Consider the following 13154-nt stretch of genomic DNA (forward strand, 5'->3'; position numbering starts at 1 on the left):
CAACCTTTCATTTTTACCGCTGCGGTTGGACGTTGTCGATGCGCCACGCCAGCGAGCCCCGCCGCTACCGCGCGCAATCATAAGTACTGTAGATGTTCAGAGAAGTTCTTTATAACTTGTATTAATGATGCAATAGCTTTGCGCGACGGGAAAGTGAAAGTTACTCACCGGTTAATGAAATATCTGTATTATTAAGCATTACACATAGATACCCGAGGAGCCCTGGATGGAACTGCTTGAAGAACATCGCTGTTACGAGGGTCGGCAGCAGCGCTGGCGTCATCACTCCAGTACCCTGAACTGTGCGATGACGTTTAGCATTTTTTTACCGCCGACGACGGAAACCGCCCCGCCGCCGGTGCTGTACTGGCTATCCGGTTTGACCTGCAATGACGAAAACTTCACCACTAAGGCCGGCGCTCAGCGGATAGCCGCCGAACTTGGTATCGCGCTGGTGATGCCCGACACCAGCCCGCGCGGCGATGACGTCGCCGATGATGCCGGTTACGATCTCGGTAAAGGCGCAGGTTTTTACCTCAACGCCACTCAGGCGCCGTGGGCAGCCCATTTTCGCATGTATGACTACCTGCGCGATGAGCTGCCGCAGTTGATTAACCACCAGTTTCAGGTCGCCGACCGTTGCGCCATCAGCGGCCACTCGATGGGCGGCCACGGCGCGCTCATCATGGCGCTGAAAAACCCAGGGCGCTTTACCAGCGTCTCGGCCTTCGCGCCGATCGTCAACCCATGCAAAGCTCCGTGGGGACAAAAGGCGTTCAGCGCTTATCTGGGCGATGATGAAGCGACCTGGCAGGAGTGGGACAGCTGCGCGCTGATGCAGGCAAGCCAGGCCGGGGATGCCATTCCGACCTTAATTGACCAGGGTGACGCCGACCAGTTTCTTGGCGCCCAGCTGCAGCCCGCGGTCCTTGCAGAGGTGGCGCGACAGAAACAGTGGCCGCTGAGCCTGCGTATCCAGCCCGGCTACGACCACAGCTACTATTTCATTGCCACCTTTATAGAAGATCATCTGCGCTTCCACGCGCAGTTCCTGCTGAAGTAGTTTCAGCCGCGAGTCTCTGCGGGCGATTTACATCGCCCGGTTCATCGCTATCAGAAGCGGTAATCGACGGCCATAAAGTAGCGACGGCCATCTTCGGTGTAGCTGTAATCGTCGCGGTTCAGATCTTTGTCGCCGACGTTAAGCACGCCGGAGCGCAGTTTCACGTTTTTACTGACCTGCCACGCGGCGCCGATATCGAACATGGTATAACCGCCTGGGGTTTTACCCGTCGCGCTTACCGCTCGCTGCTCGCCGGTATAGTTGGCCGTGACATAGAAAGACCAATCCTCCAGCGGTTTCCAGTCGAGTGTACCGTTAGCGGTATGGAACGGCAGCGTCTGTAGCGGTTTATTGCCGCCGTTGCTCAGATCGCGACCATCGTTATAGGTATAGTTGACCGTCAGTTTCCACTCTTCGCCGAACGGAACCTTCACTTCGGTCTCCACGCCTTTAATCCGCGCTTTGTTGACGTTGAAGTAGCGGAATACCGGCACGCGCTTACCGTTCACGGTCTTCCAGCCGACGAAGTTCGGGTAACCCGGCGCCTCGCTGGCGCTGGAGGTGCGCAGGATGTCGATCATATCGTCAACGTTGTTCTGGAAGGCGGTCACGCTGCCTTCAACACCTTCCAGCCAGCCCTCTTCACCGCTGTAATACAGACCAAGCTCAAAGCTTTCGCTGGTTTCCGGCTTCAGATTCGGGTTACCGATAATGCTGCAGCTACCGCGACAGGAGTTGGTGGTCCAGTCCGGGTTCAATTGCAGCAGCGACGGCGCTTTAAAGGCCGTAGCCCAACCGCCTTTCACGGTCACGGTATCGGTGGCGTTATAGACCAGGTACGCACGCGGGCTCCAGTGATCGCCGTAGGTTTGGTGATCGTCCATACGGATGCCGGTGGTCAGCGCCAGCGGTTCAAAGATCCGCCACTCATCTTCGAGGAACAGCGCGTACTGGCTGGCGGAAGTCGATTTGCCGCCGCTGCTCAGGTTTACCGGATCTTTGAGTTTATCGTGGCGCCATTCACCGCCGAGGGTGACGATCTGGTTGATCATACCCAGCGGCATCACATATTTACCATCGACCGCATTACTCTCAGAAGTAATAGTACCCGCCTGCCCTGGATTTTTGTTATCCACTTTCTCGCCGTAGAATTTCACTTCGCTATTGCCGACATCCCAGCGCCCGTTATGGGTCAAAGAGTAGTTTTGGCGTTCAAGGCGGTTTTTGTCGAGCGAGTCTGAATCGCGATCCTGGCGATCGAAACCGTAGCCGGCGGTAATGTCCTGGTTCTCCGTTGGCGTCCAGGCGAACTCAACGTTGCCGTCGCGGCTGGTAAAACCTTCAATGCGCGGCGTTTCGCCCGCGGCGTTGCTGGAAGATTGCTGATCGTCTTTACTGCGTTTCGCCAGGCTGCCGTAGGCTTTCATGCCCAACACGCCGTCAATCAGCGGACCGCTGGTGAAGAACTGGCCGTTGTAAGTGTCACCGCGATCGCGGTGTTCCTGAATGGTGGCATCGCTGCTGAGGGTACCGGTCCATTTCTGGCCGATTTTTTTGGTAATGATGTTGACCACGCCGCCGAGCGCGTCGGAACCGTACAGGGAAGACATCGGGCCGCGCACTACTTCAATCCGCTCGATGGAGTCCACCGGGATCCAGTTAAGATCGAAATCGTTATGGCGGAAGACAGCATTACGCGAGTTCACCCGTTTGCCATCGATGAGAATCAGCGTATAGCTGCTACTCAGGCCGCGAATACTCACGCCCTTACGGTTATCCCCTTCGTTGGTGAGCTGAACGCCAGGCACATCGCGCAGCACGTCCTTCAGGTTCTGCACCGGCTTACGCTGCAAGTCCTGTTGGGTGATAACGCTGATACTGGCGGGGGCATCTTTGACGCTCTGTTCAGTCGCCGCGGCGGTGACAACCAGCGTTTCGTCATCATTTGCGGCCAGCGCCGGAAATGCCAATGCTACGACGGACGCGCACAGTCCCGCCCGGGCAAAAGGGTTTAACCTGAACATACCAAATCTCCATGAGGTCAACTACAAATCAAACAAAGGGTGCAGCTTGCACATCTTGTCGACACGCGGCTCTGGCGGCCGCGCGCAAATTTTTTACAGTCGATGTGGCTGGTCACCCCTTGCCTTTCGTTGTTGAGCGGCAAGATAGGGAGATTGGCTTCATCCTGAATTTTCCGAAATGATAAGGATAATGATTACAATTATCAATACAATTATGAAGAAGTGTGTCCGTTTGTAAGCCTTGCAGGCATAAAAAAAGCCCTCTTTAAAAGAGGGCTTTATCGAAAGCGGCAGTGTATGAAGTTAGCCTTTAAAGCGTTCCGGGAACTTCATCTCGCTGTAGCGCACGAAGCGGGTACCTTTCACCAGCTTGTAACCAAACCAGATAACCAGGAACAGCGGAATGCCGATGTAGGTCGCCGCCACGCCGCCCCAATCAATGGTGTCCTTGAGGAAGGCTTCGTAGTTCTGGCCCAGCGTGATGATAAGGCACAGTACGAAAGCGAAGATCGGCCCCAGCGGGAAGAACCCGGAACGGTACGGCAGGTTATTAATATCGTTACCCTGCAACACGTAGCCACGACGGAAACGGTAGTGGCTGATCGCAATACCCAACCAGGCGATAAAGCCGGTCATCCCGGAGGTATTCAGCAGCCACAGATAAACCGTCTGGTTGCCGAACATCGAGGTCAGGAAGCACAGCGCCGCAATCACGGTAGTCGCATACAGCGCATTGCGCGGTACGCCGCCTCTCGACAGCTTCGAGAAAATGCGCGGCGCTTTGCCGTCGCACGCCAGGGTATACAACATACGCGTAGAGGCGTACATCCCGGAGTTACCCGCCGACAGCACCGCCGTCAGGATAACCGCGTTCATGATAGCCGCCGCAGACAGCAGACCGGCATGCTCGAACACCAGGGTGAACGGGCTAACGGAAATATCTTTAACGTCGTTGCGCAGCAGACTCGGATCGGTATACGGGATGATCAGGCTGATAATCAAAATCGCGAAGACATAGAACAGCAGGATACGCCAGAACACCTGACGCACCGCGCGCGGAATGTTCTTCTCCGGGTTTTCCGATTCGCCTGCGGCAATACCGATGAGCTCGGTGCCCTGGAAGGAGAAACCGACAATCATCGCCACGCCGATCATCGCCGCAAAGCCGCCGGCAAACGGCGCGTCATCAATGCCCCAGTTGCTCCAGCCCGCCGGCGTCGTGCCTTCGAAGATGCCAAAAATCATCATGATGCCGACGATGATAAAGATAATCACGGTGGCAACTTTAATCAGCGAGAACCAGTACTCCGCTTCGCCGAAGCCGCGTACCGAGATCCAGTTCAACAGGAACATGATACCAAGGAACAGCGCGCTCCAGATCCAGCCGGGGGTATCCGGGAACCAGTAGCTCATCACCAGCTGCGAGGCTACGAGGTCAACGGCGATAGTCACCGCCCAGTTGTACCAGTAGTTCCAGCCCAGCGCGAAGCCAAAGCCTTCTTCTACGTAGTTCTGACCATAGGTGGCAAAGGAGCCTGAAACCGGCATAAACGCCGCCAGCTCGCCGAGACTGGTCATCAGGAAATATACCATCAGACCGATCAGAATGTAGGAAAGCAGCGCGCCGCCGGGGCCTGCCTGTGAAATTGTTGCGCCAGAGGCAACGAAAAGACCTGTACCGATGGAACCGCCAATAGCGATCATGGTCAAGTGGCGCGCTTTTAGCTCGCGGCGGAGCGTGGGCGCTTCTGTGGTTTTAGTTTCCGAAACCATGTGAAAATGCTATCCATCCAAAAAATGAGGCGCGATTGTAGCAGACGATCGTCCGTCCATCCGGTACAAATGCAAAGTTATAAGAGAGCTTCATGATCTGACACAAATTATTAGTAAAGCAGTAATCCTGAATTGGCGCATAAAAAAACAGACAAAAAATCGTAGCTTACGGCAAAATAACGCGAGGATTGTCACAATGCTGAAGGAGTCAGCTTATGGTTTCCCCCACTCGTCGCAGTCTGGCCCCCGATGCCTTTCTGCTGCTGGCGATTTTCTGCCTGTATCTATTCGTTATTGGCCTGTACACCAGTATCACGGTGCTGGAACACTGGTTGCGGCTGCCGAATTACCTGACCGATAACAGGGAGACTTTTCTTGTCGGCGCGCTTCCTCTTGCGATTGCTGGACTGCTGGGGCTACTGGCGGGCGTCGGAGTGAAAAAGCGGCTGATGGTTCGGCTGTGCAAAGTCTTCTGCGCCTTTTCTCTTATCTATATTGCGGCTTTCACCTGGCTGGACTGGCGCACGATGGACCACTACCGGGATAACCCGCAATACGGCGTGTGCAAGCAATACAGCAAACACACCATTTATATGTACGTATGGAACAGCGACTGGTGCGACTATTTCGGCAGAAGGGTGCAACACCCCTCTCCCATTGCTAATCGGGAGAACTAGCCGTGAAGAAACCAACAAAAGTCACCAATGCTAAACCACAAACCACTCGCGCACAGCGAATCTGGCAACAGCTGATCGCAGGATTTATTTTGCCCGCATTAGGGATTTACGCGCTCTATTTAGCAACCGACTATCTGCCGTTACTGAAATTGCGCGGTTGGCCAGACTTCGCCTCCATTTCCTTACTGAAGGCTAATTTTACCGGCTCCGCGCTGCTCTTTTTTTCATTCGCCTGGCGGATGCGCAGAGTGCTGCATGGTAAGACGGTCGATGGAAGTTATGAAAATCGCCTGCTGACGGCTATCGCCGGATTTACGCTGGTGCTGCTGATCGTCATCAACAGCGCCATTTTTACCTTACATTTTACAGTATACAGCTCGCCGCACTACATTCGCTGCTGGGAACCCGTTCCCATGGGCAGCTGGCATTATGCCAGAACCCCAGAGATCTGCGTGCGGCACGGCTACGCGCCAATAAGGGATACAGCTACACCTCGCAGTAACGGATAAAACGCTGCAGCGCCTTGGAAACGTGCTTTTGCCGATGGCGAATACGCCACAACGTGCGCGTCAGGCGCGGCAGCGGCAGCTTGAGCTCCACCAGCGTTCCGGCTGCCAGCTGTTCAGCAATTACCCGCCGCGACAAGCAACTAATGCCTAACCCATGACGGACCGCATGTTTAATGGCCTCTGAGTTGCCAAGCTCCATGCCTAACTGGAACGCGGGCAGATGCGATAACAGCACGTAGTCGACGATTTCCCGCGTGCCGGAGCCATGCTCGCGAAGGATCCACTGTGCTTCCGCCAGCCGTTGCAGCGTCAATTCGCCTTCGAGGAATGGAGAATCAGGGGCGGCGAACACCACCAGTTCATCTTCAATCCACGGCTCGGCGATAATATCCGCCGCGTGGCACGGGCCTTCAATCAGGCCAATATCGACGCGCAGATCGCTGACCGCATTAATCACGTCCTGGCTGTTGCCGACGCTCAGTTCCAGCGGCAGTTCGGGGAAATCGCGGCGGTAGCGGGCGATGATTTCCGGCAGAATATAGTTGCCAATGGTGCTACTGGCATAAACGCGGATAGCGCCATTATCGCCACGGAACAGCTGTTCTATCTCCCCGGCGCGCTCCAGCAGCGCAAGCGCGCGCGGATAGAGCAAACGCCCGTGCTCGTTGACCACCAGCCGTTTGCCGACGCGGTCAAACAGCTGGACGCCAAGTTGCCCCTCTAGTTCGGTCAGCGCCGCGCTCACCGCCGACTGCGACAGCGCCAGCATCTGTGACGCCTGAGTCGTTGACCCGCTTTTCAAAACCTCAGCAAAAACTTCCAGTTGCCGTAGCGTGATATGCATAACTCACCTGTTTATTAGCCCAATCTGGATAACCGTCAACGCTATGGTGACATAAATCATCAGGGCTGTGGCCTGAAGGATGAAGGGTTTAACCCAAAATCATTCGTGCTGCAGGAAGGCGGCAAGTGAGCGACAAATTCGTCAGGAACGAATTTGACCAGCCAAAGGCTGACCTCCGGTGAGGGACAAGGATGTCCCTCATTAGTCCCCAGGAGCTTACATCAGTAAGTGACTGGGGTGAGTAAACGTAGCCAACACACCTGCAGCGCGAAGGATGAAGGGTTTATCACTTATTCCGATAGATTATAAATATATAATCAATTTTATTTTTAAACCAGTCAGTCGTATTCTTTGCCCAGACAAAGGAGAAGGTTATGACAGCACTCACTTTACCCACTAAACATCGCACCCTGTGGCATTTCGTCCCAGGCCTGGCGCTGACCGCCGCGTTGACCGGCGCCGCCCTGTGGGCAGGCAGTTTCCCTGCAATCGCCGGCGCGGGCTTCAGCGCGCTAACGCTGGCTATCTTGTTCGGCATGGTGGTCGGTAACACCGTTTATCCCAAAATTTGGCAGTCCTGCGACGGCGGGGTGATTTTCGCCAAGCAGTATCTGCTGCGCCTGGGGATCATTCTTTATGGTTTTCGTCTGACGTTTGCCCAGATTGCTGACGTCGGCGTCAGCGGGATCCTGATTGACGTGCTGACGCTGTCCAGCACCTTCTTTATCGCCTGTTTCCTCGGGCAGAAGGTTTTCGGGCTCGATAAACACACCAGCTGGCTTATCGGCGCCGGTAGCAGCATCTGCGGCGCCGCGGCGGTTCTGGCTACCGAGCCGGTCGTCAAAGCCGAAGCCAGTAAAGTGACGGTCGCCGTGGCGACAGTGGTTATCTTCGGTACTATCGCCATCTTCCTCTACCCGGCGATGTATCCGCTGCTGGCGCACTGGTTCACTCCGGAAACTTACGGCATCTATATGGGCTCCACCATGCATGAAGTCGCCCAGGTCGTTGCCGCCGGTCATGCGGTTAGCCCGGATGCCGAAAATGCCGCGGTTATCGCCAAAATGCTGCGCGTGATGATGCTGGCTCCGTTCCTGCTGTTCATCGCCGCTCGTGTAAAACAGCTGGCGCCAGCCGGTAACGGCGAAAAGAGCAAAATCACCATTCCGTGGTTTGCCATCCTGTTTATTCTGGTGGCGGTGTTTAACTCCTTCCATCTGCTGCCAAAAGCCGTAGTCGATATGCTGGTCACCCTCGATACCGTACTGCTGGCGATGGCAATGGCCGCGCTGGGCTTAACCACCCACGTCAGCGCGCTGAAAAAAGCCGGTGCGAAGCCGCTGCTGATGGCGCTGGTACTGTTCGTCTGGCTAATTGTTGGCGGAGCCGCGATTAACTTCGCTATCCACCACCTGATTGGTTAAACAGTAAGTTTCCTCATCGATATTCATTCATTGCTGTAACTCTCCGGTTAAGCCGCTATCATTACCCTCCCCCCAGCGGCTTAACTGGAGTTTTTTATGAAATACATTGGAGCGCACGTTAGCGCCTCCGGCGGGTTGGCCAATGCCGCCATCCGCGCCGCCGAAATCGAAGCGACCGCATTCGCCCTGTTCACCAAAAATCAGCGTCAATGGCGCGCCGCGCCGCTCACCGACGAAGCGATTGCCGAATTCAAAGCCGCCTGCGAAAAATATCACTTCGGCCCGGGGCAGATCCTGCCGCACGACAGCTACCTCATTAACCTCGGTCATCCGGTCGAAGAAGCGCTGGAGAAATCTCGCGAGGCGTTTATCGATGAATTAACCCGCTGCCAGCAGTTGGGATTAACGCTGCTCAACTTCCATCCGGGCAGCCACCTGCAGCAGATCCCGGAAGATGAATGCCTGGCGCGTATCGCTGAATCCATCAACATCGCGCTGGCGAAAACCGAAGGCGTGACCGCGGTTATCGAAAATACCGCCGGCCAGGGCAGCAATCTCGGGTTTAAATTTGAACATCTGGCCGCCATCATTGACGGCGTTGAGGACAAATCCCGCGTTGGCGTCTGCATTGATACTTGCCACGCTTTCGCCGCCGGTTATGATCTACGCAGCGCGGAGGAGTGTGAAAAGACCTTTGCCGAATTCGAACGAATCGTCGGCTTCCAGTATCTGCGCGGCATGCATCTGAATGATGCCAAAAGCGCTTTTGGCAGCCGCGTCGACCGTCACCATAGCCTGGGTGAAGGCAATATCGGCCATGATGCTTTTCGTTGGATCATGCAGGATAACCGTTTCGATGGTATCCCGCTGATTCTGGAAACCATTAACCCGGATATCTGGGCGGAAGAAATTGCCTGGCTGCGGGCGCAGCAGACCGCCGAAGTGGCCTGAATTCAGGAACAAAAAAAGGGCCGATGAATCGGCCCTTTTTTATTACGCTTATATTATGCCGCTTTTTCAACTTCCGCTGCAGGCGCTTCCGGACGCTTCAGCACCGCGTAAGAGAGACCCGCGACCAGCGTACCGGCAATAATCGCCAGCAGATAACCCAGCACCGGAGTGATGGCGCCTGGGATCAGCAGGACGAACAGACCGCCGTGCGGCGCCATCAGTTTCGCGCCTACCGCCATCGAGATAGCGCCGGTCACCGCGCCGCCTACGATACAGCAAGGCAGTACGCGCATCGGGTCGCGAGCGGCGAATGGAATCGCCCCTTCGGTAATGAAGCACAGCCCCAGAACCAACGCCGCTTTACCGCCTTCACGCTGTGATTTGTCGAACTTGTTGCGGGCAATCAGCGTCGCCAGGCCAAGCGCCAGCGGTGGCACCATACCGGCCGCCATAATCGCCGCCATCGGCGCGTAGGTTTGAGTACTCAACAGACCCACACCGAAGGCATAAGCCGCTTTGTTCACCGGGCCGCCCATATCGGTACACATCATGCCGCCGAGGATCGCGCCGAGCAGTACTGCGTTCGCCGTCCCCATAGTTTGCAGCCAGTGGGTAAGCCCGGCCAGGATACCCGCCACCGGTTTGCCGATCAGGTAGATCATCGCCAGACCAACAATCAGGCTGGAAATCAACGGAATGATCAGAATCGGCTTCAATGCTTCCATACTCTGCGGCAGTTTCAGCTTAGTGCTGATTAACTTCGCCACGTAACCGGCAAGAAAACCGGCGATGATACCGCCGATAAAACCGGAGCCGCCGCTGACGGCCAGCATACCGCCGATAAGACCAGGCGTCAGACCCGGACGGTCAGCGATGGAGAAAGCGATAAAGCCCGCCAGTACCGGCACCATCAGCGCAAAGGCTGAACCGCCGCCGATTTGCATCAACGCCGCCGCCATGGTGTCTTTCACTTCAAACGCTTTAATACCGAACGCGAACGACAGCGCGATACACAGGCCGCCCGCGACCACCATCGGCAGCATGTAGGAGACGCCGGTCAGCAGGTGACGATAGGCGCCAGCCGACTCTTTTTTACCTTCACCGGACGCCTGCGGTTTGCCGGATGGCTGGTACGGTTTTGCTTCCGCAACGGCTTTATCCAGTTCCTGCGCGGTTTTCTTCAGCGCCAGTCCGGTAGTGGTGCGATACATCGGTTTACCAGCGAACTTCGCCAGATCGACTTCGATATCGGCGGCGACGATCACCAGATCCGCCTGCTCCACCTCTTCCGGAGTAATGGCATTACCGGCCCCCACTGAGCCACGGGTTTCCACTTTCACCCACCAGCCGCGTTTTTTGGCCTCGGTTTCAATGGCTTCGGCCGCCATAAAGGTATGGGCAACGCCGGTCGGACAAGCGGTGACGGCGACAATACGTTTCTGGCCCTGAGCCGCGGCCGGAACGGCTACCGCCGCTGGCGCAACGTACGGCTTAGCGTGATCTTTCGCTTCCCCCAGGAACAGCTCCGGATGGGCGACAGCACGGTTAATATCGCCCAGAAAGACGTTTTTACCATTCAGCGCGCTATCTGCCGGCAGCGCGGTCCCCAGCACGATGGCCAGTTCGGCATCGTTCGGGTTATCAATCAGCTCAAGGTGCGCTTTCTGCGCCGCGGCGCTGAGCAGGGTCTTCGCCATGTAGGCGCGAGCCTGTCCAAGCCCGGCATCAATAATCAGCAGCGTTTTCATTATGCCTCTCCTGCTGTCAATTAAAGGGTTGTAAGTCGACGCGCGCCATCATTGCGGCCAACTGGGTACGATCGGTAATGCCAACGTTGCTCTGGCTAACGGCCAGGGCGGCGACGGCGGTAGCCAGGCGCAGGGTATGCTCGCTGGATTCACGCATCAGCAGGCCGTAAATCAGGCCGCCGACCATCGAATCACCGGCGCCTACGGTGCTGACAACCTCGACTGAAGGCGGTTTGGCAATCCATTCGCCGGAGGCGTTAACCCACAGCGCGCCCTCTTCGCCCAGCGAAATCACCACGTGGGCAATACCTTGCTCGCGCAGCGCATGGGCGGCGTCGATGACATCTTTCATCTCCGGCAGCTTGCGGCCAGCCCAGATTTCCAGCTCGCGGCGGTTTGGTTTTACCAGCCACGGCGCGGCTTTCAGTCCGGCGACCAGCGCTTCGCGGCTACTATCGAAAATAATGCACGGGCACTGGCTGCGCAGGCGCGTCATCCAATCGGTAAAGGCTTCCGGACTCACGCCGGACGGCAGGCTGCCGCTGACGCAAACCATATCGAACTGCCCCAGCCAGCTCAGAGAATCATTAACGAAACGCTCCCAATCCGCCGGAGTCACTTCAAAACCGGAGAAGTTGAAATCGGTCACTTCGCCGTCTTTTTCCGTCAGCTTGACGTTGATACGGGTACGCCCCTGCACCACCTGGAAGCGGTTGGCGATGCCCAGCTCGCTGAACAGCTGCTGGAAGCCATCCTGGTTATCTTTACCGAGGAAGCCGCCGACGGTGACGTCGATGCCGAGATCTTTCAGCACCTTCGCCACGTTGATACCTTTACCTGCCGCATGCAGGCCGGTGGTACGTACCAGGTTCACTTCGCCACGTTCGATTTCCGGGGTGAAGCCCACCAGGTCGTACGCCGGATTTAAAGTAATTGTTGCTACACGTCTGCTCATTTATGCGCCCTCCCCAAGGCCTGCGGCGATCGCTTCGCCAATCGCATCCAGCGCTTGTTGCGCATCTTCACCCTGCGCGGTAAAACGCAGACGGTGACCTTTTTTCACGCCCAGCGCCACGACCTTCATCAGGCTGCGGCCATTGGCCGGCTTGCCGGAACCGTCGAGGTTGGTGACGGTAATGTCGCTGGAGAATTGTTTAATCGTATTAACCAGCATCGTGCCCGGACGCGCGTGCAGCCCGTGCTCGTTGCGTACTACAAATTCAGCATTCAGCACGTCTTCAGCAATGGCGTCGTCGCTGGTCAGCAGCGCCAGCAGCGTGGCGGCGTCGGCTTTCAGCAGATGCTCCGCTTTTTTATCAATGAGCAGATTGCTCAGGCGATTAAGCACCGCGGTCGGCTGCTCATCGGCCATCGCGACGGTGATCAGCAGCGCTACCGGCTGCCCATCAGCGGTAAAGGCATTGGCAGCGCGACTCACGGCAACGGCGCTGCGCAGGTTGCCTTGCGCACAATCGTTCAACCAGATCCCCTGGCCCAGATTGAGCGGCGCATCGTTAATGGTACGGCTGACGAAGTCGGCGTTTACCGCCCCCGCTTCTTTCAGCCGCGCGGCGTTCAGCGCCTGCAGCGTCAGCAGATCGTTGGCGACCACGTCCAGGCTCAACGTTTCGTTGTCGAGCTTCAGCGCTTCGCTTTGCTTTTCACCCATCAGCAGAGCCCGCAGATCTTCTGCGGTGGTGACGGTTCTCAGCTGTTCAGCCACCGAGTCGTCGCTCAGGACGTGCGTCAACTGACGCAGCAGACCGAGATGCTCGTCGGAGCTGGCGGCAATACCGATCGCCACATAAGCGGTTTGCCCTTCTCCCCAGGTCACGCCCTGCGGGAACTGATACACCTGGACACCGGTTTTCAGAACCTGGTCGCGGGTATCGGTGGTGCCGTGCGGGATGGCGATGCCATTGCCGAGGAAAGTGGAGGTCTGCTGCTCGCGGGCAAGCATACCGTTAACGTAGCCGTCAGCCACATTACCCGCGCTAACCAGCGCGCCAGCAATCTGACGTATTGCCTCTTCTTTATTCGCGGCCTGCTGGCCGGGATGGATATCCTGTACAGATAACTGGAACATAGTTCTCCTCTCCGCTGAATTGAATCGTTTCAGCTAACATGAGAAAAAATACGCC

11 protein-coding genes are annotated in these 13154 nt (G+C 56.5%); 5 read left to right on the top strand and 6 right to left on the bottom strand.

Annotated features, from left to right (window positions below; all coding sequences use genetic code 11):
• The first annotated feature begins 226 nt into the window (after positions 1-226).
• The gene (gene fghA, locus PGR10_RS08330; protein ID WP_430923337.1) at positions 227-1063 is read left to right on the top strand and encodes an S-formylglutathione hydrolase; all 837 of its coding nucleotides are present in this window, start codon (positions 227-229) and stop codon (positions 1061-1063) included.
• Positions 1064-1113: 50 nt separating this feature from the next.
• On the opposite strand, the gene cirA is transcribed toward fghA, so the two are convergent.
• Positions 1114-3087, bottom strand: coding sequence for a catecholate siderophore receptor CirA (gene cirA / locus PGR10_RS08335; RefSeq protein ID WP_045391307.1), 1974 nt, complete (start codon positions 3085-3087; stop codon positions 1114-1116).
• Positions 3088-3390: 303 nt separating this feature from the next.
• On the bottom strand, positions 3391-4860 hold the full coding sequence (locus PGR10_RS08340) for an amino acid permease (protein WP_045376788.1): 1470 nt from the start codon (positions 4858-4860) through the stop codon (positions 3391-3393).
• 215 nt (positions 4861-5075) lie between these two features.
• Between PGR10_RS08340 and PGR10_RS08345 the strand changes: the two genes are divergently transcribed.
• Together PGR10_RS08345 and PGR10_RS08350 are read left to right on the top strand one after the other, a co-directional pair.
• On the top strand, positions 5076-5537 hold the full coding sequence (locus PGR10_RS08345; protein ID WP_316424249.1) for a hypothetical protein: 462 nt from the start codon (positions 5076-5078) through the stop codon (positions 5535-5537).
• A 2-nt stretch (positions 5538-5539) separates the two neighbouring features.
• Entirely contained in the window at positions 5540-6046 is a 507-nt protein-coding gene (locus PGR10_RS08350; RefSeq protein WP_271031707.1) for a hypothetical protein, read from the top strand.
• Here PGR10_RS08350 and yieE read toward each other — a convergent pair.
• Positions 6024-6890, bottom strand: a complete 867-nt coding sequence (gene yieE / locus PGR10_RS08355; protein WP_087860155.1) for a DNA-binding transcriptional regulator YeiE — start codon at positions 6888-6890, stop codon at positions 6024-6026. The genes PGR10_RS08350 and yieE overlap by 23 nt on opposite strands.
• A gap of 374 nt (positions 6891-7264) precedes the next feature.
• Here yieE and PGR10_RS08360 point away from each other — a divergent pair, with 374 nt between their 5' ends.
• Complete coding sequence (locus tag PGR10_RS08360) at positions 7265-8314, top strand: YeiH family protein (protein ID WP_113374360.1); 1050 nt, start codon at positions 7265-7267, stop codon at positions 8312-8314.
• A gap of 96 nt (positions 8315-8410) precedes the next feature.
• Complete coding sequence (nfo, locus tag PGR10_RS08365) at positions 8411-9265, top strand: deoxyribonuclease IV (protein WP_020078284.1); 855 nt, start codon at positions 8411-8413, stop codon at positions 9263-9265.
• A 53-nt stretch (positions 9266-9318) separates the two neighbouring features.
• On the opposite strand, the gene fruA is transcribed toward nfo, so the two are convergent.
• The 3 genes from fruA to fruB are packed head-to-tail and all read right to left on the bottom strand — an operon-like array spanning position 9319 to position 13099.
• Entirely contained in the window at positions 9319-11013 is a 1695-nt protein-coding gene (gene fruA / locus PGR10_RS08370; RefSeq protein WP_430923339.1) for a PTS fructose transporter subunit IIBC, read from the bottom strand.
• Between the two features lie 16 nt (positions 11014-11029).
• On the bottom strand, positions 11030-11968 hold the full coding sequence (fruK, locus tag PGR10_RS08375; protein WP_015365695.1) for a 1-phosphofructokinase: 939 nt from the start codon (positions 11966-11968) through the stop codon (positions 11030-11032).
• Entirely contained in the window at positions 11969-13099 is a 1131-nt protein-coding gene (fruB, locus tag PGR10_RS08380) for a fused PTS fructose transporter subunit IIA/HPr protein (protein ID WP_087860153.1), read from the bottom strand.
• Positions 13100-13154: the final 55 nt, after the last annotated feature.

Origin of the sequence: Klebsiella sp. 141198 (assembly GCF_050600785.1) — a bacterium.
Lineage (GTDB): Bacteria > Pseudomonadota > Gammaproteobacteria > Enterobacterales > Enterobacteriaceae > Klebsiella > Klebsiella aerogenes.

Bases quoted from the DNA above. Each gene is read 5' to 3' on its own strand.
- fghA (WP_430923337.1), top strand. From the start codon at position 227: ATGGAACTGCTTGAAGAACATCGCTGTTACGAGGGTCGGCAGCAGCGC.
- cirA (WP_045391307.1), bottom strand. From the start codon at position 3,087: ATGTTCAGGTTAAACCCTTTTGCCCGGGCGGGACTGTGCGCGTCCGTC.
- PGR10_RS08340 (WP_045376788.1), bottom strand. From the start codon at position 4,860: ATGGTTTCGGAAACTAAAACCACAGAAGCGCCCACGCTCCGCCGCGAG.
- PGR10_RS08345 (WP_316424249.1), top strand. From the start codon at position 5,076: ATGGTTTCCCCCACTCGTCGCAGTCTGGCCCCCGATGCCTTTCTGCTG.
- yieE (WP_087860155.1), bottom strand. From the start codon at position 6,890: ATGCATATCACGCTACGGCAACTGGAAGTTTTTGCTGAGGTTTTGAAA.
- PGR10_RS08360 (WP_113374360.1), top strand. From the start codon at position 7,265: ATGACAGCACTCACTTTACCCACTAAACATCGCACCCTGTGGCATTTC.
- nfo (WP_020078284.1), top strand. From the start codon at position 8,411: ATGAAATACATTGGAGCGCACGTTAGCGCCTCCGGCGGGTTGGCCAAT.
- fruA (WP_430923339.1), bottom strand. From the start codon at position 11,013: ATGAAAACGCTGCTGATTATTGATGCCGGGCTTGGACAGGCTCGCGCC.
- fruK (WP_015365695.1), bottom strand. From the start codon at position 11,968: ATGAGCAGACGTGTAGCAACAATTACTTTAAATCCGGCGTACGACCTG.
- fruB (WP_087860153.1), bottom strand. From the start codon at position 13,099: ATGTTCCAGTTATCTGTACAGGATATCCATCCCGGCCAGCAGGCCGCG.